Annotated in this window: 23 protein-coding genes; 8 read left to right on the forward strand and 15 right to left on the reverse strand. The window is 67.9% G+C overall.

The window, feature by feature from the left end:
- Positions 1–10: 10 nt before the first annotated feature.
- The 11 genes from I1A62_RS19950 to dctA form a co-directional block, all read right to left on the reverse strand.
- The gene (locus tag I1A62_RS19950) at positions 11–1,531 is read right to left on the reverse strand and encodes an NCS1 family nucleobase:cation symporter-1 (RefSeq protein ID WP_219459532.1); all 1,521 of its coding nucleotides are present in this window, start codon (positions 1,529–1,531) and stop codon (positions 11–13) included.
- 206 nt (positions 1,532–1,737) lie between these two features.
- Entirely contained in the window at positions 1,738–3,081 is a 1,344-nt protein-coding gene (gene allB / locus I1A62_RS19955; RefSeq protein ID WP_219459533.1) for an allantoinase AllB, read from the reverse strand.
- Positions 3,074–4,471: an NAD-dependent malic enzyme gene (locus I1A62_RS19960; RefSeq protein ID WP_124395892.1), complete on the reverse strand. Its 1,398-nt coding sequence runs from the start codon at positions 4,469–4,471 to the stop codon at positions 3,074–3,076. The genes allB and I1A62_RS19960 overlap by 8 nt, the downstream gene beginning before the upstream one ends.
- Positions 4,472–4,515: 44 nt before the next feature.
- On the reverse strand, positions 4,516–5,571 hold the full coding sequence (alc, locus tag I1A62_RS19965; RefSeq protein WP_124395891.1) for an allantoicase: 1,056 nt from the start codon (positions 5,569–5,571) through the stop codon (positions 4,516–4,518).
- Positions 5,568–6,719, reverse strand: coding sequence for a glycerate kinase (locus tag I1A62_RS19970; RefSeq protein WP_219459534.1), 1,152 nt, complete (start codon positions 6,717–6,719; stop codon positions 5,568–5,570). The genes alc and I1A62_RS19970 overlap by 4 nt, the downstream gene beginning before the upstream one ends.
- A gap of 8 nt (positions 6,720–6,727) precedes the next feature.
- On the reverse strand, positions 6,728–8,533 hold the full coding sequence (gene gcl / locus I1A62_RS19975; RefSeq protein WP_124395889.1) for a glyoxylate carboligase: 1,806 nt from the start codon (positions 8,531–8,533) through the stop codon (positions 6,728–6,730).
- A 36-nt stretch (positions 8,534–8,569) separates the two neighbouring features.
- Entirely contained in the window at positions 8,570–9,454 is an 885-nt protein-coding gene (locus tag I1A62_RS19980) for a 2-hydroxy-3-oxopropionate reductase (protein ID WP_219459535.1), read from the reverse strand.
- 37 nt (positions 9,455–9,491) lie between these two features.
- Entirely contained in the window at positions 9,492–10,313 is an 822-nt protein-coding gene (locus I1A62_RS19985) for a hydroxypyruvate isomerase family protein (RefSeq protein WP_219459536.1), read from the reverse strand.
- Positions 10,314–10,339: 26 nt separating this feature from the next.
- Positions 10,340–10,747 (reverse strand): gamma-glutamylcyclotransferase, encoded by a 408-nt coding sequence (locus I1A62_RS19990; RefSeq protein WP_072951000.1) that lies wholly within the window; start codon positions 10,745–10,747, stop codon positions 10,340–10,342.
- Positions 10,748–10,751: 4 nt separating this feature from the next.
- Positions 10,752–11,534 carry an MTAP family purine nucleoside phosphorylase gene (locus I1A62_RS19995; protein ID WP_072950998.1) on the reverse strand — a complete coding sequence of 261 codons (783 nt, stop codon included), beginning with the start codon at positions 11,532–11,534 and terminating at the stop codon, positions 10,752–10,754.
- Entirely contained in the window at positions 11,527–12,960 is a 1,434-nt protein-coding gene (gene dctA / locus I1A62_RS20000; RefSeq protein ID WP_219459537.1) for a C4-dicarboxylate transporter DctA, read from the reverse strand. Before dctA ends, I1A62_RS19995 begins: the two co-directional genes overlap by 8 nt.
- Before the next feature lie 227 nt (positions 12,961–13,187).
- Here dctA and I1A62_RS20005 point away from each other — a divergent pair, with 227 nt between their 5' ends.
- The 4 genes from I1A62_RS20005 to I1A62_RS20020 all read left to right on the forward strand — a co-directional run bounded on the left by I1A62_RS20005 (position 13,188) and on the right by I1A62_RS20020 (position 16,059).
- The gene (locus I1A62_RS20005) at positions 13,188–13,958 is read left to right on the forward strand and encodes an IclR family transcriptional regulator (protein ID WP_072950995.1); all 771 of its coding nucleotides are present in this window, start codon (positions 13,188–13,190) and stop codon (positions 13,956–13,958) included.
- 60 nt (positions 13,959–14,018) lie between these two features.
- Entirely contained in the window at positions 14,019–14,234 is a 216-nt protein-coding gene (locus tag I1A62_RS20010; RefSeq protein ID WP_087558768.1) for a hypothetical protein, read from the forward strand.
- Entirely contained in the window at positions 14,231–14,722 is a 492-nt protein-coding gene (locus I1A62_RS20015; RefSeq protein ID WP_219459538.1) for a Clp protease N-terminal domain-containing protein, read from the forward strand. Before I1A62_RS20010 ends, I1A62_RS20015 begins: the two co-directional genes overlap by 4 nt.
- A gap of 101 nt (positions 14,723–14,823) precedes the next feature.
- A complete protein-coding gene (locus I1A62_RS20020) occupies positions 14,824–16,059 on the forward strand; it encodes a LuxR C-terminal-related transcriptional regulator (RefSeq protein WP_124395896.1) in 1,236 nt (411 codons plus the stop codon).
- A gap of 47 nt (positions 16,060–16,106) precedes the next feature.
- Here I1A62_RS20020 and fdhD read toward each other — a convergent pair whose 3' ends face one another.
- Genes fdhD through I1A62_RS20040 form a run of 4 tightly spaced genes read right to left on the reverse strand, consistent with a single transcriptional unit; the run spans position 16,107 to position 20,957 of the window.
- On the reverse strand, positions 16,107–16,928 hold the full coding sequence (fdhD, locus tag I1A62_RS20025; protein WP_219459539.1) for a formate dehydrogenase accessory sulfurtransferase FdhD: 822 nt from the start codon (positions 16,926–16,928) through the stop codon (positions 16,107–16,109).
- A gap of 3 nt (positions 16,929–16,931) precedes the next feature.
- Entirely contained in the window at positions 16,932–19,238 is a 2,307-nt protein-coding gene (locus I1A62_RS20030; protein ID WP_219459540.1) for an FdhF/YdeP family oxidoreductase, read from the reverse strand.
- A 4-nt stretch (positions 19,239–19,242) separates the two neighbouring features.
- Entirely contained in the window at positions 19,243–19,875 is a 633-nt protein-coding gene (locus tag I1A62_RS20035) for an MBL fold metallo-hydrolase (RefSeq protein WP_124391590.1), read from the reverse strand.
- Positions 19,872–20,957, reverse strand: a complete 1,086-nt coding sequence (locus tag I1A62_RS20040) for an S-(hydroxymethyl)mycothiol dehydrogenase (protein ID WP_124391591.1) — start codon at positions 20,955–20,957, stop codon at positions 19,872–19,874. Before I1A62_RS20040 ends, I1A62_RS20035 begins: the two co-directional genes overlap by 4 nt.
- A gap of 317 nt (positions 20,958–21,274) precedes the next feature.
- Here I1A62_RS20040 and I1A62_RS20045 point away from each other — a divergent pair, with 317 nt between their 5' ends.
- The 4 genes from I1A62_RS20045 (at position 21,275) to I1A62_RS20060 (ending at position 25,340) form a co-directional block, all read left to right on the forward strand.
- Positions 21,275–22,771, forward strand: coding sequence for an aromatic amino acid ammonia-lyase (locus I1A62_RS20045; protein ID WP_124391592.1), 1,497 nt, complete (start codon positions 21,275–21,277; stop codon positions 22,769–22,771).
- 66 nt (positions 22,772–22,837) lie between these two features.
- The gene (locus I1A62_RS20050) at positions 22,838–23,947 is read left to right on the forward strand and encodes an ABC transporter ATP-binding protein (RefSeq protein WP_219459541.1); all 1,110 of its coding nucleotides are present in this window, start codon (positions 22,838–22,840) and stop codon (positions 23,945–23,947) included.
- On the forward strand, positions 23,944–24,594 hold the full coding sequence (locus I1A62_RS20055; RefSeq protein WP_124391594.1) for an ABC transporter permease: 651 nt from the start codon (positions 23,944–23,946) through the stop codon (positions 24,592–24,594). The genes I1A62_RS20050 and I1A62_RS20055 overlap by 4 nt, the downstream gene beginning before the upstream one ends.
- The gene (locus I1A62_RS20060) at positions 24,591–25,340 is read left to right on the forward strand and encodes an ABC transporter permease (protein WP_124391595.1); all 750 of its coding nucleotides are present in this window, start codon (positions 24,591–24,593) and stop codon (positions 25,338–25,340) included. The genes I1A62_RS20055 and I1A62_RS20060 overlap by 4 nt, the downstream gene beginning before the upstream one ends.
- Positions 25,341–25,348 lie beyond the last annotated feature (8 nt).

Consider the following 25,348-nt stretch of genomic DNA (forward strand, 5'->3'; position numbering starts at 1 on the left):
AAATCTCCTGTCAGTGGTCGCCGTGGCCGCTGTCCACGGCGATCGACTCGCCGGAGACGTCCACGTAGTGCCGGGTCCGGTCGCCGACGACGGCGTAGATGGCTGCCGCGAGACCTGCTCCGATGAACCACGAGAAGGGGGCGAAAAGATGGAAGGCGGGGACGATCGCGAACAGGGTGCTGACGGTGGCGGCGGGCACGAGAGCGTACACCGCTCGCAGATTGAATCCCTTGCGGTAGTAGTAGGTTCCGGTCGGGCTGTCCGAGTAGAGGGCGGGCACGTCGACCTTGGTGCGGCGGATGAACCAGTAGTCGACGAAGATGATGCCGAACAGCGGTCCGAGGACGGCGCCGAGGCCACCGAGGAAGTAGTTGATCACCACCGGGCTGTCGTAGAGGTTCCAGGGCAGCAGGACGACGCCGATGCAGGCGCTGATGATGCCGGCCTTGCGGAAGCTGATCTTCTCGGGGGCGAGGTTCGACAGGACGTACGACGGTGCGACGAAGTTCGCCATGACGTTGACGGCCATCGTGACGATGACGAGGGAGAGGCAGGCCAGCGACAGGAACAGGGTGTTCGGGATCGCGGCGACGATGTCGGTGGGGCTGTCGATGATCGTCCCGTCGATCTGGAACTGGGCGCCGCACAGGATGAACGCGATGACGGCGAACGCGAGAACGTTGACGAACAGGCCCCAGAAGTTGCCGCGCACGACGGCGGTCTTCGACGGGGAGCGTCGCGAGAAGTCGCAGAAGTTGAGGATCAGGGTGCCGTAGATCGACATCCACAGGGCTGCGCCGGCGAAGACCTGCCGCCACATCTCCCCACCCGAGGCGGGCTTGTCGGATGCCCAGGCGATGGAGAAGTCGGTGCGGAACAGCATCCACAGCGCCAGGGAGCCGACGGTGACCAGGATCAGCGGGCCGGCCAGGCTCTCGAATTTGCGCACGGCCTCCATCCCGTAGACGAGGACGACGATCTGAACGGCCCAGATCCCGATGAAGCAGATCCATCCGAGGCTGGACAGTCCGAGGATCGAGTTCTGGTCGAAGCGGCCGAGGGACGGCGCCACGGCGACGAGGAAGATCCGGAAGACGATCGACGCGAGGTAGGTCTGGATTCCGAACCAGACGATCGCGATGATCGCGCGGACGACCGCGGGGATCTGGGCGCCGCGGATGCCGAAGCTGATCCGGCTCATCACGGGAAACGGCACGCCCGTCTTCTGCCCCATGAATCCGGCGTAGGTCATGGCGACGCAGACGATGACCGCGCCGATCATGAGCGACAGGATCATGTGGCCGCCGCCGAGTCCGAGCGCGAACAGGCCGATGGCGAACGAGTAGTTGGCGATGTTGTGGACGTCGTTGGTCCACAGCGTGAAGATGCTGTAGGAACCCCAGCGACGACCTGCAGCCTTCGTCGGTGCCAGGTCCGCGTTGTAGAGTTTCGGACTCGTCGTGTGACGGCCGGCGGCGGCAGTGTGGTCGACGGTGGTGGTGTGCCGCGAGACTGTGTCGTCTATGAGCATGTGCCTGTCCTTGCGTGGCGGCGAACTAACTTCCGTATCACGGAAAGCTTGTTCCATTGGTCCCTTCAAGTGTGAGCCAGGCAACAGTGGCCGGTCAATGATTTCCGCAGGATATATCTTGGTGGCGCACCGCCCCGAGCACGACAAACCCGCTGCCGCACTAGACATTTCGGTCCAGTGCGACAGCGGGCGGGGTCGCGGCGGGGTCAGGCCAGTCCGCGGCTGAGCAGCCGTCCGCGGGGTGCCTCGTCGAGGTCGATCCGTTTTCCGGCCAGCCAGGTGCTGCGCACGACGCCGGCGAGGGCACGCCGGTCGTACGCGGAGACGGGATTCTTGTGCTGCAGGGCGGCCACGTCGACGACGAAGGCCTCCTCCGGCGCGAACACCGCGAAATCCGCCGCGTACCCGAGCGCAATGTGCCCTTTCGTGTTCAGCCCGACCTGCTCGGCGGGGTTCTCCGCCATCCACCGGACCACGTCGTTCAGGGTGTGCCCGCGACGCTTGGCCTCCGACCACACCGCGGACAGCGACACCTGCAGCGAGGCGATGCCGCCCCACGCGACCCCGAAGTCGCCGATGTCGAATCGCTTGAGGTCCACCGTGCACGGGGAGTGGTCGGTGACGACGCAGTCGATCACACCGTCGGCGAGGCCCTGCCACAGCAGTTCCCGGTTCCCAGCTTCACGGATCGGCGGACAGCACTTGAATTGCGTTGCTCCCGAAGGTATTTCCTCGGAGACGAACGACAGGTAGTGCGGGCACGTCTCCACCGTGAGCTTCACGCCGTCCTTGCGGGCCGACGCGATCATCGGCAGCGCGTCGGAGCTCGACAGGTGCAGGATGTGCACCCGGCACCCCGTCCACCGGGCCAGCTCGATGACCTCCGCGATGGCGAGATTTTCGGCGCCCCGCGGCCGCGAGTCGAGGAAGTCGGCATAGTTCTCGCCGCCTGGTGACGTCGCGCGGTCGATCGCGTGTGCGTCCTCCGCGTGCACGATCATCATCGCGCCGAAACTCGCGACCTCCTTCAGCGCCAGTTCGAGCTCCGCCGGATCCAACGGCGGGAACTCGTCGACGCCGGAGTGCAGCAGGAAGCATTTGAACCCGAACACGCCCGCGTCGTGCAGGGCACGCAGGTCCGGGACGTTGCCCGGCACGGCGCCGCCCCAGAACCCGACGTCGACGTACGCCTGGTCGGACGCGACCCGCCGTTTGACGTCCAGGGCCGCGGCGTCGACGGTCGGCGGGATGCTGTTGAGCGGCATGTCGACGATCGTGGTCACCCCGCCGGCGGCCGCGGCGCGGGTCGCGCTCGCGAAACCCTCCCATTCGGTGCGGCCCGGCTCGTTGACGTGCACGTGGGTGTCGACGAGACCGGGTATCAGCACCTCGTCGTCGCCCAGTTCGACGACGACCTCGGCGTCAAGTTGGGCACCGTACGGTTCGATGACGACGATCCGGCCGCCCCGCACGCCCACACTGCGCGCGACCTCCCCTGCCGCGGTGATCACCCGCGGGGCACGGAACAGCAGATCGAGCGGATCAGACATCGTCGTCACGACCTGCGCCGGCGACCCCGCGCACCGCTGCCGCCACGGCCGGCGCGACGGCCGCGTCGAACACGCTCGGCACGATGTAGGTGGGGTTGAGCTCCGACGGGGACACCGAATCGGAGATCGCGCGGGCGGCGGCGATGAGCATGTCGTCGGTGATCTCGACGGCGTGCGCGTCGAGCAGACCCCGGAACACACCCGGGAACGCGAGCACGTTGTTGATCTGGTTCGGGAAGTCGGACCGGCCGGTCGCGACGACGGCGGCGTGTTTGCCCGCCGCGACGGGATCGACCTCGGGCACCGGGTTGGCGAGCGCGAAGACGACCGACCGCTCCGCCATCGTCTCGATGTCGCTGCCCGTCAGGATGTCCGGTGCCGACACACCGATGAACACGTCGGCACCGGCGAGGGCGTCCTGCAGCGACCCGGACCGGGCCTCGGGATTGGTGTTGTTCGCGATCCAGGAGCGGAACGAGTCGGACGTGTCGTCGGGCGAGAGGATTCCGTTCCGACCGCACGCCACGATGTTCGTCGCCCCTTGCGCGACCAGCAGGCGGATGATCGCATGCCCGGCGGCGCCGACACCGGAGACCACGATCTTCACCGTGTCGAGGCTCTTCTCGACCACCCGCAGCGCATTGGTGAGTGCGGCGAGGACCACGATGGCCGTGCCGTGCTGGTCGTCGTGGAACACCGGGATATCCAGCATCTCGCGGAGCCGGGCCTCGATCTCGAAGCAGCGCGGGGCGGAGATGTCCTCCAGGTTGATTCCGCCGTACACCGGGGCGAGGGCCCGGACGATCTCGACGATCGCGTCCGTGTCCTGGGTGTCCAGGCACACCGGCCACGCGTCGACGTCCGCGAACTGCTTGAACAGTGCCGCTTTGCCCTCCATCACGGGAATCGACGCGGCGGCACCGATGTTGCCCAGCCCCAGCACCGCCGAACCGTCAGAGACGACGGCCACGGTGTTGCGTTTGATCGTCAGCCGTCGTACGTCCTCGGGGTTCTCGGCGATCGCGGTGCAGACCCGGGCGACACCGGGGGTGTACGCGCGGGACAGGTCGTCGCGGTGCTTGAGCGGAACCTTCGGCACCACTTCGAGTTTCCCGCCGAGGTGCAGCAGGAACGTGCGGTCGCTGACCTTGCCCACCACGACGCCGGGCACGTCCGCGATCGCCGACGCGATCTGCTCGGCGTGCTCGACGTCGGACGCGTCGCAGGTCACGTCGATGACCATGTGGTCGGGGTGGCTCTCGACCACGTCCAGCGCGGTCATGGCGCCCTTCACGGAGGCCACCGCCCCCGCGAGGGTCGACGTGGTGCCTGCGCCGACCGGGGCCGTGACGCGAACGGTGATGGAGTAACCGGGACTGGGGTTGGGCATGGGTGTTTCCTCGGGTTCGTCGAAGGAGTAGGGGGTGCGCTCGGTCAGCGGGGCGCCTGGTCGGCGACGAGTGCCTGATGGGTCTGTGGAAGCGCGTCCCACCAGGTGCGTCGCGTCTCCGCCAGTGCCGTCTCGTCGAGATCGCCGAACAGCCGCAGCCGGGACAGGCCACCGTCGGGGTAGACGTCGAGTCGCAGGTGGGTGGCCGCGGCGGCGGCGTCCAGAACGAACCGGTGCCGCGTATCGGGTTGCACGGCGGTGCGCGGCAGCAGTTCCGTCCACGCGCCCTCGTCCGCGATGTCGGCGGTGCGCGCGTCGGCGGTGCTCAGCCGCACCCAGCCCGGCGCGTTCCCGACGTAGTAGCTGGTGTCGATCTCGACGTGCCGGGGGCGACCGGCCGCGGCGAGTGAGAACACGGCGAAGTCGTTGCCGCCCCCGCGACGCCGGGAGTTCTCCCAGCCCTCCCCCATGTTCCGGGCCCGGCCGGGAAGGATGATGTTCGCGGGCGACGCGTAGAACGCATCCGAGCAGCCGACGAGGCGGCCACCGTTCTCCGCAGCCAGCAGGTCCACGGTCCCGTCCAGGAATCGGGGGTCGGGCACGACCTCACCATGTACACGCAGACGCGCGACGCCGCCGTCGGGGTAGATCGAGAGGCGTACGTGCGTCCACCGGTGCCGGTCGGCGACCGCGTACGTGTTCTCCTTGTGTCCCTCGGCCGGGGACTTCTCGACGATGGTCTGCCAGTCGGCCTTCATGACGTCCTCGATGGACGGATAACCCTCGATCGACGCCGCCTCGATAGAGACGAAGGGCGGGTAGTTGCCCTTGAAGTGCGCGGTGTCCACCACGACGCCGTGGATGACGCCTGCGGAACCGAGGCGGACGATCGCGTAGTCGTGGCCGTCGTCGCGGCGGCGGCGGGTCTCCCAGCCGTCGTAGACCTTGCCCTTGTGCCCGAAGTCCGCGGGGTCGAAGAACGGGGCCTCCGCCTTGATGAGGTTCTCCCGCTGCGCGAACAGTTCGTCGTTGGCGGCGGAGACGCTCCCGCCGAGGGCTCGCGAGGCGAGGTCGGGCAGAGCGGTGAAATCGGAAGTCATGATTCTCCTCGTGTGCTGAGTGTTGCGAGTTCGTCGGACGATGCGGCGATCGTGCGGCCGATCCGGCGCAGGAGTTCCGCGGCATGTCCGATCGATCGGTGAAGGTCCGGTTCCAGATCCGCGAGCGCGTAGGCCGCGGAGATGCCGGAGCTGTGTAATTGTGCGTCGCTGAGCTGGTTTCGGCCGCAGACGGCGAGGACGGGGATTCCCGCCCTCCGCGCCTCGGTCGCGACGCCCATCGGGGCCTTGCCGTGCAGGCTCTGCTCGTCCAGCGACCCCTCGCCGGTGATGACGAGGTCGGCGGCGGCGAGTCGCCCGCGGAAGTCGACGAGGCCGAGGACCGTGTCGATGCCGGGCCGGATGTCCGCACCCAGAACCGAGATCGCGCCGAATGCCGCCCCGCCCGCGGCGCCCGCCCCTGCGGCCCGGCTGTCGTCGCGGCCCGTCGCGGCGCGCACGACCTGCGCCCACCGGGTCATCGCGTCCTCGAGAACGACGAGTTGTCCAGCCGCCGCGCCTTTCTGGCCCGCGTACACGGCGGTGGCGCCGCTCGGGCCGAGGAGCGGGTTGTCGACGTCGCAGGCCAGCCGAAAGTGCGCCGCCCGCGCCGCCGGGTGCAGACCGGTGAGGTCGACCCGGGCGGCGTGGCGCAGTGCCGCCCCGCCCGGTGCGACGTCCCTGCCCTCGGCGTCGAGTACACGCACGCCGAGAGCCTGCAACAAGCCGGCACCGCCGTCGGTTGACGCGCTGCCCCCGAGACCGACGATGATCTCGCGGGCTCCCCCCTCCAGCGCGTGCCTGACGACGGTGCCGAGTCCGAATGTACTGGCACCCAGTGGGTCCGGAGCACCGCCGGGGAGCAGGACCAGGCCCACCGCCGACGCCAGCTCCACCACCGCGGTCGATTCGCGCACCGCGTACGACGAGGTCACGGGCAGCCCCGTCGGTCCCGTCGTCTCGACCGGTACCGGGGTCCATCCCGCGGCGACGGCGGCCGCGACCGTGCCGTCGCCGCCGTCCGCCACCGGAACGCGATCGATCACCCACGACGGTGCACCGGCGACGAGCCCGTCGGCGAGAGCGTCCGCGACCTCCGCTGCGGTGAGGGACCCCTTGAACTTGTCGGGTGCGACCAGTACACGTGTCACGGTGTCCCCTAGTCCAGCAGCATGAGGGCTGTGGGCGCGTGCTCCCAGCTCTCCGCCAGATCCTCGAACTCCGCGACGTTGTCGAGTTCGGTGCCCATCGCGATGTTGGTGACACGCTCGAGGAAGACCTCGACCACCACCGGGACCTTGTGCTCGCGGGCGAGTTCACGGGCCTTCTCGAGGGCGCCGGCGATCTCGCCCGGCTCGGTGACCCGCAGCGCCTTGCAGCCCAGCCCCTCGGCGACCTTGACGTGGTCGACGCCGTACCCCTTCGGCACCGCGGGCAGCGTCTCGTGCTCGCTGCGCTCCTGGGTGTTGATGTTGTCGAAGCCCAGTTGCACGCAGAAGTCCATGTCGAACGCGCGCTGCGCCTGACGGATCAGCCCGAGGTAGGAGTTGTTGACCACGACGTGGATGTACGGCAGGTTGAACTGCGCACCGACCGCCAGTTCTTCGATCATGAACTGGAAGTCGTAGTCGCCGGACAGCGCCACCACCGACGTCTCCGGCTCTGCGGCAACCACTCCCAGTGCGGCGGGGATCGTCCAGCCCAGCGGACCGGCCTGCCCGCAGTTGATCCAGTTGCGGGCCTTGTACACGTGCAGGAACTGGCCGCCGGCGATCTGCGAGAGCCCGATCGTGCTGACATACCGCGTGTCGCGGCCGAAGACGCGGTTCATCTCCTCGTACACCCGCTGCGGTTTGACGGGCACGTCGTCGAAGTGGGTCTTGCGTTGCATGGTCCGCTTCCTGGTGGCGCAGTCCTCCACCCACGTGCTGCGGTCTGCCAGCGTTCCGGCGGCCTTGCGTTCCTTCGCGATGGCGACGAACAGTTCCAGTGCCGCCTTGGCGTCGGAGACGATCCCGTAGTCGGGTGCGAACACGCGACCGATCTGGGTGGGCTCGATGTCGACGTGAACGAACTTGCGTCCCTTGCGGTAAGTGTCGAGGCCGCCAGTGTGCCGGTTGGCCCAGCGGTTGCCGATGCCGAGGACGAAGTCGGACGCCAGCATGGTGGCGTTGCCGTACCGGTGCGCGGTCTGCAGTCCGACCATGCCTGCCGCGAGACGGTGATCGTCCGGGATCGTGCCCCAGCCCATCAGCGTCGGCACCACCGGAACGTCCAGCAGTTCGGCCAGTTCCACGAGCAGGTCCGAGGCGTCGGCGTTGATGATGCCGCCGCCCGCGACGATCAGCGGGCGTTCGGCGGCGCCCAGCATGTCGAGCGCCTTCTCCGCCTGCGCACGGGACGCGGCGGGCTTGTAGACGGGCAGCGGCTGATACGTGTCGGGATCGAATTCGATCTCCGCCAACTGCACGTCGATCGGCAGGTCGATGAGCACCGGTCCCGGCCGACCGGACCGCATGAGGTGAAATGCCTGCGCGAACGCTCCCGGAACCTGGGCCGGCTCGAGCACCGTCATCGCCATCTTCGTGACCGGGCCTGCGATCGACGCGATGTCGACGGCCTGGAAGTCTTCCTTGTGCAGGCGCGCGACCGGGGCCTGCCCGGTGATCGCGAGGATCGGGATCGAGTCCGCCATCGCCGAGTACAGGCCGGTGATCATGTCGGTGCCTGCGGGCCCGGAGGTGCCGATGCAGATCCCGATGTTCCCGGCCTTGGCCCGGGTGAATCCTTCGGCCATGTGCGAGGCACCCTCGACGTGGCGGGCGAGGACGTGCTTGATCCCGCCGTGATCACGCATAGCCGAGTAGAACGGGTTGATCGCCGCACCGGGGAGGCCGAACGCCTGGGTGGCGCCTTCGAGTTCCAGAATCTTGACCGCTGCGTCAGCGGCGCGCATACGAGGCATATCACTTCTCCATCGAGGATTACGAGTTGAAACGGGTCACTGGGAGGGGCGGCCGGACAGCCGCTCCACTCCACGCAGCAGTCCGGAATGGTCCAGGCCGCCATCACCGTTCGCACGGGCGGAGGCCATCAGCTGGGCGACGACCGCGCCCAGCGGTGTCACGACACCGGCCTCACGGGCCGCGCTGGTCACGATGCCGAGGTCCTTGTGGTGCAGGTCGATGCGGAATCCGGGTTCGAACGAGCGGTCCAGCATCTTCTGCGCCTTCTGGTTGAGGACGGCCGATCCGGCCAGCCCGCCACCGAGCACCTCCACGGCGGCCGCGGTGTCGACACCGTAGGCCTCGAGGAAGACGATCGCCTCGGCGAGGAGTTGGATGTTGCCGGCGACGATCAACTGGTTCGCGGCCTTCACCGTCTGCCCGGAGCCGTTCGGGCCCACGTGGACTACGGTCTTCCCGACGACGTCGAGGATCGGCTTCGCGGCGGCGAAGTCCTCGTCCTTGCCACCGACCATGATCGACAGGGCCGCGTTCTTCGCGCCTGCCTCACCGCCCGAGACCGGGGCGTCGATCAGCCGGAAGCCACGCTCGGCGGCCTGCGCGGCGAGGGCGGTGGTGACGTCGGGCCGGATGCTGGAGAAGTCGATGATCAGGGCACCGGCCGGGGCGTGCGCGAACACACCGTCCTCACCGGCGAGTACGGCCTGGACGTCGGGCGAGTCGGGGACCATGACGGCCACGATGTCGGCACCGGCGACGGCCTTGGCGATGGAGTCGGCCGCGGTGCCTCCGGCCTCGACGAGTGCCGCGGTGCGCTCGGGCGAGCGGTTGTATCCGACCACCTGGTGGCCGGCCTTGGTGAGATGAACGGCCATGGGGCTGCCCATGATTCCGAGTCCGATGAATGCGATTGTGCTCACGAGTCTCCTCGATTCCGTCGAAGTGTGGTGGTGGGTGTCAGCGGCCGGCGCGGGTCGCGCGCTGCTCACGGGGCAGCCAGTCGAACGTGTCCGGCCGCGTCGCCTTGTATTCGAGGCCGACGTAGCCGCGGTAACCGTGTCCGGCCAGTCGCTTCAGGTAGCCGTCGATGTCGAGGGTTCCGGTACCGGGTTCGCCGCGTCCCGGCGCGTCCGCGATCTGCACGTGCCCGATCCGGTCGGCGTAGGTGTCGATCGCGGCGCCGACGTCGTCGCCGTTGACCTCGAGGTGGTAGAGGTCCGCGAGGAGCCGGAGCGAATCGACACCGTGCTCGGCCTTGACCCGGTCGATCACGGCGATCGCCTCGGCCGCCGTCTTCAGCGGGTACGCCGGTGTGCCACTGACCGGTTCGACGAGCACGACCGCACCGCTACGATCTGCCGCCTTGCCCGCCTGAGCGAGGTTCTCGGTGGCCGTGTCGTCCTGAATCTTCGGATCCGTACCGTCGATACGATTACCATACAGGGCGTTGAAAGCTTTGGTGCCCAGCCGTTCTCCGATTCCGACGGTCACGTCGATGTTGTCACGGAACGCCGACACCTGCGCCGGGTCGGACAGCAGTCCGCGATCCCCCGCCGGCATGTTGCCCGCCGCGAAGTTCAATCCGGTGAGCTGCACTCCGGCGTTCTCGACCGCGGCCACGAAGGCGTCGACGTCGCTGTCCTTCGGTACGGCGGTGTCGAACGGCCACCAGAATTCGACGGCGTCGAATCCGGCGTCCCGGGCGGCCTGCGGGCGCTGCAGGAGCGGCACGTCGGTGAGCAGGATCGAGCAGTTCAGGGTGTAGGCAATGTTGTCCATCGGCTGTTCTTTCGCTTTCGGGGTGTTCAGGAGACGGTGGTGTTGTCGGGCTCGGGCAGGCCGCGGTAACGTCGCCAGCCGCCGTGATCGGTGATCTCGGTGAGCTCACCGGCCTTGCTCTCGAGCAGACCCGGTCGCAGCCCTACTGCGAGAACCGAACGGCCGTCGGACAGTTCGATCACGGTGAGCTCGAGTTCCTCGGGCTCCTCGGGGAGGAAGTCGGTGCGGATGTCGCCGATCGGCACGTCGTAGAGTTCGCCCTCGATCGAGGCGCCTCCGGTCTCCGTCAGGAGAAGGGCAGGGAATTCGTCGCGTACGGAGAAGAATCGGTAGTTCGGCGCGGTCCGTACCGTGCCGAGGAACGTGTGCGCAGACACGTTGTGATGCAGGTTTCCGCCACGCATCGCTCCACCGTTGCAGAACAATTCGGCCATCTTGTCAGCTCCTTCTTCCGTGGGCAGTTGCCGTCGTTTCCGGCTTGTCTGCCAGTTCGATCGCGACCTGAAGCAGTGCTTCGCGGAGTCGCTTGGTGTTGGCGTCGAGTCCTTCTCGCACCAGGTCCTGGGTGACCGGCCACGGGGTGTCGCTGATGACGTCGTGATCGGTGACCAGTGCGATGCAGGTGTACGACATGCCGAGTTCCCGGGCCAGTGCAGCTTCGGGATACGGGGTCATGCTGATCAGGTCCCAGCCCTGGGCCGCGTACCAGCGGGATTCGGCGCGAGTCGAGAACCGGGGGCCGCGGATCGCGACCATCACGCCGCCGTCGTTGACCACCCAGCCGCTCCTGCGGAGCGTCGAGACCACCGCCTGCCGTCCGCGGACGCAGAACGGGTCCGCGAAGGAGATGTGGACGTCGTCGTCGTGGAACGTGTCGTCGGTGCGGCCGGTGCGGTCGACCAACTGGTCGGGGACGACGACCGATCCGACACCGATCGCCGGTCGCAGCGAGCCGGAGGGGGTGGGAGCGAGGATGGTCCGGACGCCCAGGCTGTGCAGTGCCCAGATGTTCGCGCGGGCATTGATCCGGTGCGGCGGGATGTTGCGGTGCCGCCCGGTGCGGGTCAGGTAGGCGAGCCGGCGGCCCCCGGAGGATCCCAGGACGATGTTGTCGGAGGTGGGACCGTACGGGGTGTCGACCGAGACCTGCTCGGCGTCGTCGAGCAGACCGTGATAGCCCCAGGTACCGAGGAGCCCGACGGTGGGCTGGGTGTCAGGCATGGTGGTTCACCGTTCCTTCCGGGGTCCTGTCGACGGTCAGCGCTTCGGGCTTCTCGATCGCCGGCTGGGCCGGTGTGGTCGCGAGGTGTTCGTGCCCGGGGTGGGGGTGGGCGACGACGTCGTCCGGGTCGTCGGGCGTGATCGTCCCGTCGAGAACCGCCCGCATCTTGTCCTTGTCGAGCAGGCCCTCCCAGTTCGCGACCACGAACGTGGCCATGCAGTTGCCGAACAGGTTGGTGAAGACCCGCATGGAGTCCATCAACCGGTCGGCGCCCAGGAGCAGGGCGACTGCGGCCACGGGGAAGGCGCCGATCGCGGCGGCGGTGGCCGAGAGTGCGACGAACGCGGAGCCCGGCACGCCTGCCATGCCCTTCGAGCTGAGGATGAGGATGCCCATGATGGCGAGTTGCTCCCCGAATCCGAGGTCGACGCCCACCGCCTGCGCGAGGAACATCATCGCGAGCGACAGGTAGATGGCGGCCCCGTCGAGGTTGAACGAGTAGCCGGTGGGAATCACCAGTCCGACGACAGCGCGGTCGCAGCCGGCGTTGTCGAGCTTCTTGATGATGCGGGGCATGACGGCCTCGGACGACCCCGTGCCCAGCGCGAGCATGAACTCTTCTCGGCAGTACTTGACGAACTTCCAGGGATTGACGCCGGTCAGGAGCCTGACAACGGTGGCGAGGACGACGATGAAGAACAGGGCCGCGCCGTACGCCGAGAGCACCAGGATCCCGAAGGACTTGAGCGAACCGGCACCGTAGTTGCCGACCGTGTAGGCCATCGCACCGAACGCGCCGAGCGGGGCCAGGTACATGATGTAGCCGACGATGCGGAAGATGACGTGCAGCGACTGGTCGATCACGTCCATCAGGACCGGCGGGGCGGACTCGCTGTAGGACGCGAGTGCGACGCCGAAGAGGATCGAGAACAGCAGCACCTGGAGCAGGCTGTTCGTGGCGAACGCGTCGAACACGCTGGTCGGGATGATGTGCATGACGAACTCGACGCCGCCGGGCATGTGACCGCCCTGCGTCTTCTCGTCCAGCGCGGAGGTGTCCAGCGTGGCCGGGTCGATATTGAGGCCACTGCCCGGCTGCACGAGGTTGCCGACCAGCAGGCCGAGCCCCAGCGCGCAGATCGTCGCGCCCATGAACCAGAGCAGTGCTTTGGCGCCGATCTGGCCGAGCGCCTTCATGCTGCCGACCTTCGCGATGCCGGTGACGATCACCAGGAAGATCAGCGGGGCGACCACCATTTTGATGAGCTTGATGAAGCCCTCGCCCAGTGGTGCCAGGTGATGCGAAAACTCGGGGAACAGGATGCCGGTGGCGATGCCCAGGGCAATTCCGATCAGGACCTGGACGAACAGCGATCTGTACCAACGCTGCTTCTTGGGTTTTGCAGCGATTTCGACTTCAGACACGGGGCCCTCCCTCGGGGCTTGGTGTTTTCCATATTATGGAAGTTGTATTTCGTATCTCGATATAGTGAACGCCGTCACACCGTGTTTTGTCAACCGATGTAGCGAAGGAATCGGCGCGATCCACCACAACCGCGCTATCGTCATACGGAGCGCCCTTTCCGCCTGACGGAAAGAATGGGGGGCTCCCGGGGGAGGCACCCCGAGGCAGTCAGAGGATGGAGCCAGACATGACGAACGGTCAGAACGCGGCCGGCGGCGTGCAGTCGGTCGAGCGTGCATTCGACATACTCGAGATCATGGCGAGCGCCGGCGGGTCCATCGGCGTCAGCGAACTCGCCGAACTGGCCGGACTCCCCCTCCCGACGATCCACCGGCTCATTCGCACACTGATGAACCGCGGATACGTGCGGCAACTGCCCACCCGCCGGTACGCGCTCGGTCCCAAGCTCATTCGGCTCGGCGAGAGCGCCACGCAACTGATCGGCGCGTGGTCGCGGCCGCACCTGTCCGAACTGGTGCGAGGCACCGGCGAGACCGCGAACATGGCCGTCCTCGACGGCACCATGGCCGTCTACGTCGCGCAGGTACCGTCCGAACACGCGATGCGCATGTTCACCGAGGTCGGCCGCCGCGTCTACCCGCACTGCACCGGCGTCGGCAAGGCCATCCTCATGCAACTGTCGAACGACGCCGTGCGCTCACTGGTCGGCCGGACCGGCATGACGACCTACACCGAGAATTCGCTGACGGACCCCGACCTGCTGATCGCCGATCTGGAACTGAGCAGGAACCGCGGATTCGCCATCGACGAGGGCGAGCAGGAGATCGGCGTCCGCTGCTTCTCGGTGCCGGTGCCGAACGCCCCGACGCCCACCGCCATCTCCGTCTCCGGCCCCGCGGCCCGCGTCACCCTCGAGTCGGCCGACCACATCGTGCCGCTGCTCAAGCGCGTCGCGAAGGAACTCGGCACCGAGTTCGACAAGAACGCGGCGCTCTGAGGTGCACTCTTCATCAACAAAGGTTGACGAGGTTCGTATTATCAACTTAAGTTGATGCCTGTGAGTGACGATCCGAACCCGGCCACCGCGTTCGCTGCCGTGGTCGCGCTGCGGCGGCAGGCCGATCAGCTCGAGCGTGACGCCGTCGCCGACGCACTGTCCGCCGGATGGACGTGGGCGGACATCGGTCAGGCGCTCGGCGTCTCGGGTCAGGCGGCGCACAAACGCCTCGGCCCGGGGCGATCCGCCGACAAGAAGACGAGGGGACCACGATGAAATTCGCCCGGGCCTGGCGCGACATGCGCACGATGAAGATCCTGTTCTCCGAAACGGAGGCCGAAGCCGACCGGCTCGGCGACCGCGAGCCCGGCGTCGAGCACCTGCTCCTCGCGTCGTTCGCGCTGCCGGACGGAACAACGAGCCGGGTGTTCGAGCGTCTCGGATCGAGCCGGGACGCGCTGCGCGAGGCGATCATTCACGTGCACGGCGAGGCCCTCGCGGCGGCAGGCATGACCGACACGGGCGCCGCCACCAGCGCGCTCAGCCGCCCCCGCACCGGTCCACTGCGGCTGACCGAACCGGCCCAGGGCGCGTTCCGCAACGCGGTGGCTCTCGCGAAATCGGAACGCAGACCGATCGTCGGCGCCGACGTCGTCGCGGCCGTGGCCACGATCACCCACGGCACCGCGGCGCGGGCACTGGAATCGCTGGGGCTCGTCCCATCCGCAGTCGTCGACGCCGCGCGGTCGGAGCCGGCACGATGACCGGACAGCCCAGGATCGGTGTTCACCGTCTGCGCGGATAGGCTCGACTCGTGGTTCTTCCCAGCGCGACTTCGGTGTCACCGGCAGATGTTCTCGGTTCGATGCGGGATGTCATCGACGGTCCCCTGCCCGACATCGCCGTCCGCTTCTCCAAGTTCCTCGCCGACATCTGGCCGCACACCGCGCTGGTGATCTTCACCCGGGAATGCACGGGGCGTCCCCGCAAGGTCAGCGGCGACCCTGCGGTGGTCGAACGGGTCACCATCGCCGAATTGGACGCGTTGCGCACCCGCATGACGGAAGGCACGCCGTTCGACGACCAGACGGTGGTGGCCGGCTCGAAGCGGAAGGTGTGGGCGCTGCTCGACGCGACCGGAACCCTCCTCCTCGTTCTGCCGAAGCCGCGGCAGCAGATCCGGGAGGTCCCGCTGGTGGCGGGCGCCTTCGGTGTCGTCGCCGTGTCGATCCGGCACCAGGTCGCGCAGGCCAGCCCGGCGTACCTGGCGGAGTCGCGGGCCGCGTCGAGCGAGCGGGCCAGGACCATCGTGGAGCTGACGGACCTGCACGCCGCGACACTCGAATCCATCCTCTCGACACTGCGGTCCAAGGACCTCGACGACCGTCGGTCGCGGATCACGGCGAGCGAGACGGCGTCGTCGGCGCTGATCACTCTGCGGTCGGCGGGCGAGTCCGACCGCATCCTCGCGGAGGAAGCCGTCACCACGGCGTTCGCCCGGTTGCAGGGCGAACTGCGACCACTACTGCAGCACCGGCCCGTGCGCGTCGACTACGTCGATCCGCCGGTGGACGGTCGCGCGCTGCCCGGCGAGGTGGCCAGCGCCGCGCGCGCGGTCGTGCGCAGCGCCGTCCTGGCGTTCGCGACCCAGTCCACCCTCGAGCGCATCCGCATCGCCTGGGACTGCGACGGCTCCAACCTCCTGGTCGAGGTCCGCGACGACGCCGAGGGCGGACTCGACACCGACGCACTGGTGCGGCAACTCTCCGGCCGGGTGCACACGCTCGGTGGCCGGATCGACGTCGAGTCGGTCGACGGGTGGGGGTCCCGGGTGGCGGTCGCGATCCCCCTCGACGTCCCCGCGGCCCGACCGGACGAACAGCAACTCGGCGACCTCAACCCCCGCGAACTCGAGGTCCTGGGCCACCTGGCCACGGGTAAGAGGAACAAGGCGATCGCCGACAGCCTCGGCATCAGTGAGAGCACGGTCAAGTTCCACGTCGCGGGGGTGCTGAAGAAACTCGGTGTCGCGTCCCGCGGCGAGGCGGGCGCGATCGCCCTCGAGGCCGGCGTCCGCGCCGACACCACCGGCAGGCACTGACCCCAGGTGAGTGGCAAAGTGTGCGGGAGCACGCTGTGCCACTCACGTCAGGTGATGCGGTCCGGGTGGGTGTAGAGGTTCATGGTGGTGCCGCGGAGGAACCCGATCAGGGTCAGTCCGGTGTCGTGGGCGAGGTCGATCGCCAGCGACGACGGCGCCGACACCGCCGCGAGGATCGGGATGCCGGCCATCACCGCCTTCTGCGCCAACTCGAACGACGCCCGACCCGACACGAGCAGCACCGTCCCGCGCAGCGGCACCCGGTCCTGTTCGGTGGCCCACCCGATCAGCTTGTCGACCGCGTTGTGCCGGCCGACGTCCTCCCGGACCGTCAGCAGTTCCCCGGACCGGGTGAACAACCCCGCCGCATGCAAACCCCCGGTCGTGTCGAACACCTTCTGCGCCGCCCGCAACCGGCCGGGCAACTCCGCGATCGTCGCCGCCGCCACCCGCACCGTGTCCGTGGCGGGGGAATGCCGGGTGCGTTGCCGGATCGCATCCAACGACGCCTTCCCACACACCCCGCACGAGGAGGTGGTGTAGAAGTTGCGTTCGATCCCGGTGTCGGGCAGGAACACCCCCGCCGCCAGGTCCACGTCGAGGACGTTGTAGGTGTTGCGGCCGTGCTCATCGACGCTGTTGCAGTACCGGATCGACGCGACATCACCGCGCCCGGTGATGATGCCCTCGGTCAGCAGGAATCCCTGCGCCAATTCCACATCCGAACCGGGGGTCCGCATCGTCACCGCCAACGGTGTCCCGTTCACCCGGATCTCGAGGGGTTCCTCCACCACCACCGTGTCCGGCCGCGTCGAGTGCCGGGTGTCGGTGATCCGGGTGACCGGGGTCCGGGTCGTCACCCGCCCCACGGGTCAGCCCCGCCTCTGCAGGCGGATGGTGACCGCCTTCGACACCGGGGTGTTCGACTTGCGGGCGACGTGATCGAGCGGGATCAGCGGATTCGTCTCCGGATAATAGGCGGCCACATTCCCCTGCGGGGTCGGGTAGGGCACCAACCGGAAATCCTCCGCCCGCCGCTCCTCCACACCACCATCGGCCGTCGTCCATTCGGAGATCAGGTCCACCCGATCCCCCGCCGCGTACCCGAACGACTCCAGATCCTGCGCGCTGATGAACAGCACCCGCCGACCACCCTTCACGCCGCGGTAGCGGTCGTCGAGACCGTAGATGGTGGTGTTGTACTGATCGTGCGACCGCATCGTCTGCAGGATCAGCCTGCCCGCCGGCACCGGCACCCAGGACAACTCGCTGACGGTGAAGTTGGCCTTCCCCGTGTTCGTGTCGAACCGGCGCTCATCGCGGGGTGGGTGCGGCAACCCGAACCCGTCGGGTTGGCGCACCTTGGTGTTGAAGTCCTCGAACCCCGGGATCACCCGGGCAATGGAATCGCGGATCCGGTCGTAGTCGGCGGTGAACTCCGCCCACGGCACCGCATGCTCCGGCCCGAACAACGCCTGCGCGATCCCGCAGACGATCGCGACCTCACTGCGCAACTGATCACTCGCCGGGGGCAGGCTGCCCCGGGAGAGGTGCACCATCGACATCGAATCCTCGACACTGACCTGCTGCTTGCGGCCGTTTTGGAGATCCTTGTCGGTGCGGCCCAGCGACGGCAGGATCAACGCGGACTGCCCGGTCACCAGGTGGGAGCGGTTCAGTTTCGTCGACACCTGCACCGTCAACGCACACCTGCGCAGCGCCGCCTCGGTGGTCTCGGTGTCCGGGGTCGCGGACACGAAGTTGCCGCCCATCCCGATGAACACCGACGCCCTCCCGTCGCGCATCGCCCGGATCGAATCGACCGCGTCGAACCCGTGCTTACGCGGGGACCGGATACCGAACTCGGTGTCGAGGGCGGTCAGGAAGGATTCGGGCATCTTCTCCCAGATTCCCATCGTCCGGTCACCCTGGACGTTGGAGTGCCCGCGCACCGGGCACACCCCGGCACCCGGTTTGCCGATCATCCCCTGCAGCAGCAGCAGGTTCACCGCGTCCTGGATGGTCGCCACCCCATGGGTCTGCTGCGTCAATCCCATCGCCCAGCAGATGATGGTCTTCTTCGATCCGATCAACGCGTCCGCGGTGGCCCGGATCTGGTCGAGCGTCAACCCGGTCGCCTGCACTACCGTGCCGAGATCGACCTGCCGCAGGTGCGCCGCGCATTCCTCGAATCCGGCGGTGTGCCGGTCGATGAACTCCCGATCCAGCACGGTGCCCGGTGCCGCGTCCTCGGCCTCGAGCAGCAACCGGCCCAGCCCCTGGAACAGGGCCTGGTCGCCGCCGATCCGGATCTGCAGGAACTCGTCCGCGATCTGCACCCCGTCCCCGACCACCCCGTGCACCTTCTGCGGGTCCTTGAACCGCAACAACCCCGCCTCCGGCAACGGGTTGATCGCGATCACCCTCGCCCCGTTCGCCTTCGCCTTCTCCAGCGTCGAGAGCATCCGCGGATGATTGGTGCCCGGGTTCTGGCCGGCGATCAGGATCAGGTCGGCGTTCTCGATGTCGGGGACCGACACCGACCCCTTCCCGATCCCGATCGTCTCCACCAACGCCGACCCCGACGATTCGTGGCACATGTTCGAACAATCCGGCAGATTGTTCGTCCCGAACGCCCGGATCATCAACTGATACACGAACGCCGCCTCATTCGACGTGCGCCCGGAGGTGTAGAACACCGCCTCGTCCGGCGACCCCAGACCGCGCAGTTCCCCGGCGATCAACGCGAACGCCGCCTCCCACCCGATCGGTTCGTAATGCGTGGCCCCGGGCAGCAGCACCATCGGATGCGTCAACCGGCCCTGCTGACCCAGCCAGAACTCGGTGCGGCCCAGCAACTCCGCCACCGAATGCTCGGCGAAGAACTCCGGCGTCACCGTCCGGGTGGTGGCCTCCTCCGCGACCGCCTTCGCGCCGTTCTCACAGAACTCCGCATGCTTGCGGTGCCCGGGGGTTTCCGGCCATGCGCAGCCCGGGCAGTCGAACCCGTGCCGCTGATTCAGCTTCATCAGGGTCCGGGCCGTACGCACCGGACCCATCTGCTCCAGCCCGCGCTTGAGTGAGACCAGCACCGCAGGAACACCTGCCGCATAGGACTTCTCGTGCGTGACGACGACGTCTTCCTCGTCGAAGGTGTACCTGTCGGTGATGTCGGTCATGGTCTCAGTTTCCTCGGGCTATCCACTCGGCGAGATGCGGGGCCTCGGTACCGATCGTGGTGCCGTCCCCGTGCCCGGTGTGGACCACGGTCTCCTCGGGCAGCGCGAACAACCGGTCCCGGATCGACCCGATGATCGTCGGGAAATCCGAGAACGACCGACCCGTGGCACCCGGGCCGCCGGAGAACAGGGTGTCTCCGGAGAACAACGCCCCCACCTCCGGCAGATACAGGCACACCGACCCCGGCGAATGTCCGGGTGCGTGGATCACCTGGATGTCGGTGCCGGCGATCGCGATCCGCTGCCCGTCCTCGAGGTTCCAGTACTTCTCGCCCGGGTGGGTCATCTTCCACAGCACGTCGTCACCCGGGTGCAGCAGCACCGGCGCGTGCAACCGCTCGGCGAGTTCCGGGGCGACGGTGACGTGATCGTTGTGACCGTGCGTGCAGATCACCGCGTTCACGTGCCGGCCCCCGACCGCGTCGATGATCGGCTGCGCGGCATGCGCGGCGTCGACGATCACCACGTCGGTGTCGTCCCCGACCAGCCAGATGTTGTTCTCGACACTCCATTCGCCGCCGTCGAGGGCGAAGGTGCCCTCGGTGACGACCCGCTCGATCCGCAACTGCCCGCTCACAGCACGACCACCGAACGCAGCACCTCACCGGCATGCATCCGGTGGAACGCCTGCTCCACCTCGTCGATCTTGATGCGCTCGGTGACGAACTTCTCCAGCGGCAACCGGCCCTGCTGGAACAGATCGACCAGCATCGGGAAGTCGCGCTCCGGCAGGCAGTCGCCGTACCACGACGACTTCAACGACCCGCCGCGGGAGAAGAAGTCGATCAACGGCATCTCCAACGTCATGTCCGGGGTCGGGACCCCCACCAGCACCACGGTGCCGGCCAGGTCGCGGGCGTAGAACGCCTGCTTCCACGTCTCCGGGCGACCGACCGCGTCGATCACCACGTCCGCACCGAACCCGCCGGTCAGCTCCTGCACCGCCTCGACCGCGTCGACGTTGCCGCCGTTGATCGTGTGCGTCGCCCCCAGGTCCTTGGCCCATTCGAGCTTCTTGTCGTCCCGGTCGATCGCGATGATCTTGTTCGCGCCGGCCAGGCGGGCACCCATGATCGCGGCATCCCCGACACCGCCGCAGCCGATGACGGCCACCGAGTCGCCGCGGCCCACGTTGCCGGTGTTCACGGCCGCGCCGAGACCGGCCATCACACCGCACCCCAGCAACCCGACGACCGCGGGGTCGGCGGACGGGTCCACCTTCGTGCACTGCCCCGCATGAACCAGGGTCTTGTCGGCGAACGCACCGATCCCCAGCGCCGGGGTCAGCTCGGTGCCGTCCTCGAGCGTCATCTTCTGCGCCGCGTTGTGCGTGTCGAAACAGTACTGCGGGCGACCACGCTTACACGCCCGGCACTGACCACACACCGCACGCCAGTTCAGCACCACGAAATCGCCGACCGCCACCGACGTCACACCCTCGCCGACACTCTCCACGATCCCCGACGCCTCGTGCCCGAGCAGGAACGGGAACTCGTCGTTGATCCCACCATCGCGATACGTCAGGTCCGTGTGGCACACACCGCACGCCGCGATATCCACCACCACCTCACCCGGACCCGGATCCGGAATATTCACGGTCGCGATCTCCACGGGGGCACCCTTGGATCGGGCGATGACGCCTCGTACCTGCTGCGGCATTGGACTCATTCCTTCGGTCGATCAGTCAGAGCGGGATCGATGCATGGCCATATATGCACCTCTCCCGAGACCCTACGTTCCGGACGATCACAGAGGGACTGATCGAAGTGAGAGGTCGACCTAGCCGGAATGCCAGCCCCTCGGGAAGGGGTTGCGAACCTGTCGATCGCCGGAAACCGACGGTTGACAGGGTGCGGTATATACAGGACTATACATCTCGAACGAGTGAGGCAGACCACACTGAACGCAGACGCCGGACGACGTCGTCCGCACCCGCCTCGTGAGTACCCGCACACCGCATCGATCACGGAGTTCCGATGACCCCGAAAGATCCCCGCCCGACCGAGGAACGGCACCCGCCCGTTCCGGTGCTGCTCGACGGCTCCCAGCTCACCGTCGATCAGCTGACGACCCTGGCCCGGGAGCCGGTCGTCGTCGCGCCCGACCCCGCAGCACTCGACCACGCACGCCGTTCCTGGGAGACCGCGGTGCGCATCGCCGCGCGCCAGCCGATCTACGGACGCACCACGGGGGTCGGTGGAAACCGGGACACCTCCGTCTCGGACGGTGTCGAACAGGACCTCCGCCTGCTCCGCAGCCACGCCACCGGGTCGGGCCCGTCGCTGCCGGACCACGTCGTCCGCGCCGCGATGATCATTCGCGTCAACCAGATCCTCAACGGCGGATCCGGTCTGCACCCCGACATCGTGACGGCGCTGATCGAAGCCGTCGCCGCGGACGAACTGCCCGCCGTGCACGCTCGCGGGGCCATCGGCACCGGCGACCTCAGCGCGTTCTCCGAGATCGCGCTCGGGCTGATGGGCGAGACACCGCTGCGGGACGGCCGGGTCGTGCCCCGGTGGACGGCGCACCAGGGTGATGCGCTCCCCCTGATCTCGACGAACGCGATGACCGTCGCGCTCGCCGCCACGGCCACCGACAGCGTGGCGAACTGGCTGGAGCATTCGCTGATCGTCGGCGTGCTGTCGCTGCTGGCGACGCGCAGTTCCGTCGAGCCGTTCGCCGCGCGGGTGCAGGCGGCCCGCAGGCACCTCGGTCAGGAGGAGGTGGCGGGCCGGGTCCGGGAACTCCTCGCCGATCACGACGTCCGGGCCGCCCGGGTGCAGGACTCCTACGGGTTCCGCGCCCTCCCCCAGATCCTCGGTGCCACCTGGCAGGCGCTGCAACGACTGCGGGGAACCCTCGCGATCGAGATGAACTCGTCCTCCGAGAACCCCCTCATCTCGGTCGAGGACGACGCCGTCTTCCACAACGGCAACTTCCACGGGATGCCGATCGCCCTCGCCGTGGACGAGGCGAAACTCGCACTGTCGAGCGCGGCGTTGCTGTCGCAGTGCAGGTTGGCCAACCTGTCGGATCCGGCGGTCACCGGCCTGCGGCCGTTCCTGGCCGACGGTCCCGCAGGCAGCAGCGGCACCATGCTGCTGGAGTACACGACGTCCGCGGCCATCGCGGAGATCCGGATGGCCGCCGCACCGGGTTCCCTGGGGCACACGGTCATCTCCCGCGGCACCGAGGACCACGCGAGTTTCGCGTCGCAGGCCGCCACCCAGCTCACCGACATCCTCGCGCAGTCCCGCATCGTCCTTGCGTGCGAACTGATCTCGGCGGTGCGGGCGCTCGGCCAGCAGCACCGCGATCTCGACACAAACACCGAACTCGGCGCCTACCTGCACCGTGCGCGCACGTGCCTGGACCCCCGGACCACCGACCGCCCCCTGAGCGACGACCTGAAAGCTGCGGTGAAGTTCCTGGAACAGTTGCCGAATCCGGAGAAAGACACAGCTCGGTAGAGCAGTCCCACCGACATCGAACTTCCGGGCGCCTCACCTCCCGGACTACACGAAAGTAGCACGCGGATGATCACATTCGACAAAGTCACCAAGGCGTACCCGGACGGCACGACAGCGGTGAACGAACTGGACCTCGAGTGCCCCAGCGGCAAGATCACGGCCCTCGTCGGTCCGTCGGGCTGCGGCAAGACGACGTCGTTGCGCATGATCAACAGGTTGATCGAACCGACGTCCGGAACCATCTCGCTCGACGGCGAATCCACTGCGGATATGGACCCGGCGCTGCTGCGCCGGCGGATCGGGTACGTCATCCAGCACGCCGGACTGTTCCCGCATCGCACCATCGTGGACAACGTCGCGACGATGCCGAAGCTGCTGGGGAAGACGAAGAAGGAGGCCCGGACCCGGGCCATGGAACTGCTGGAGACGGTCGGTCTGGCCGCGCATTTCGCGGACCGGTATCCGTGGCAGCTCTCGGGTGGGCAGCAGCAGCGCGTCGGGGTCGCGCGCGCTCTGGCCGCGGATCCGGCGTTCATGCTGATGGACGAGCCGTTCAGTGCCGTCGACCCGGTGGTCCGAAGCCAGCTGCAGGACGAATTCCTCCGACTGCAGAAGGAGATCGGCAAGACGATCATCATCGTCACCCACGACATCGACGAAGCGCTCAAACTCGGCGACCAGGTGGTCGTGTTGCGGACCGGCGGAGTCCTGGCGCAGGCGGCCACTCCCCTGGAGTTGCTGACCGAGCCCGCCGACGAGTTCGTCGCCGATTTCGTCGGACGCGATCGCGGCTACCGGTCACTGGGTTTCGCGAATCTCGACGGACGCGTGGACACGGTCGCGGAACCTGTTGCTCGTCTGGGTGATTCGGCGGGCGAGGCGCTCGCGCGGACGTCGGACGACTGGCTTCTCGTCGTCGACCCGGCGAACAAGCCGATCGGGTGGGTTCAGCCGTCGAAGGTCGTCGGCAGCATTCGCCCGGACGACGTGAATCTCAGCGGCACGGTCGCCGATGCGCACGGGACGATGCGGGCGCTGCTCGACGCCGCCCTGTCCGCACCCAGCAAGCGGGGTGTAGTCGTCGACGGCGACGGGGTGCTCGTGGGCACCGTGACGGCCCACGCGGCCGTGGCGGCGATCGAGTCGGCGGATCTCGCGGGGGCGGTGGCCCGATGAACTTCGAATGGCTGGGCCGCCAGTCCGACCGCATCGTCGAACTCGTCGGCTGGCACATCCTGCTCTCCCTCGTGCCGATCGTCGTCGGCGTGATCGTCGCGTTGCCCATCGGCTGGCTCGCGCACCGCAATCGCCGGATCAACCCGTACGTGGTGGGGACGGCCGGTCTGCTCTACACGATCCCGTCGCTCGCCCTGTTCGTCCTGCTGCCACCGATCCTCGGGACGAAGATCCTCGATCCGATGAACATCATCGTCGCGCTGACGATCTACACCGTCGCCATGCTGGTTCGCGTCGTCGCCGACGCCCTCGACTCGGTGCCCCGGGAAACGGTGCTCGCCGCGACGGCGATGGGCTACCGGCCGTATCAGACCCTGCTCAAAGTTCAGCTCCCGGTGGGTGTTCCCGTCATCTGCGCGGGCCTGCGGGTGGCCGTGGTGTCGAACGTCAGCCTGGTCTCGCTCGCCGCTCTGCTCGGGATCCCGCAGATCGGTTCACTGTTCACCCAGGGCTTCCAGTTGCGTTTCTACACACCCATCATCGCCGGCATCGCGCTCAGCCTGCTGCTGGCCCTGGTTCTCGACCTCCTCATCGTGCTCGCGAACCGGTTACTCACCCCGTGGACCCCGAAGGTGGTCACCTCATGATCGGCTTCCTGCTCGACGGTGCCCATTGGACTGGGCCCGAAGGCATTCCGGCCCTACTCCTCCAGCACCTGATGTACACGTTCCTCGCCCTGTTCGCCGCCGCGCTGATCGCCGTGCCACTCGGCCTGTACATCGGGCACACCGGGCGCGGGTCCGTCGTCGTCGCCGGTCTGGCCAACTCGCTGCGCGCCCTCCCCACCATCGGTTTGCTGATCCTGCTGGTGCTCGTCATCGCGCCGTCGTTCTCGAGCAAGCTGGCCTACCTGATTCCGAGCCTGATCGTGCTGGTGCTGCTGGCCATTCCGCCGATCCTCACCAACACGTACGCGGGCATCCGCTCCGTCGACCCGGCCGCCGTCGACGCGGCCCGGGGAATGGGGTTCCGGTCGATGCGCATCCTCACCGAGGTGGAGATGCCCTGCGCGCTGCCGTTGATGCTGTCGGGTGTCCGGAGCGCCGTGCTGCAGATCGTCTCGACGGCGACCGTCGCCGCGTACATCTCGCTCGGCGGCCTCGGGCGACTCCTCATCGACGGCAAGGCGCAGAGCGACTACGCGCAGATGGCGGCGGGGGCGGTCCTCGTGTCGCTCCTCGCGCTCGCCTTCGATCTCGCGATCGGGTTCCTCACGGTGCGGGTCGTCTCGCCCGGCCTCACCCGGCGGGTACGCAGCGGCAAGCGCTCCGCCTCCGAAGACACCGCGGTCGCGGCCCGTCCCACGTCCGTACCCGAGCCCTCGCTGACCTGAAGGACATC

This window comes from Rhodococcus sp. USK10 (genome assembly GCF_019378875.1).
GTDB classification, from domain to species: Bacteria; Actinomycetota; Actinomycetes; order Mycobacteriales; family Mycobacteriaceae; genus Rhodococcus_F; species Rhodococcus_F pseudokoreensis.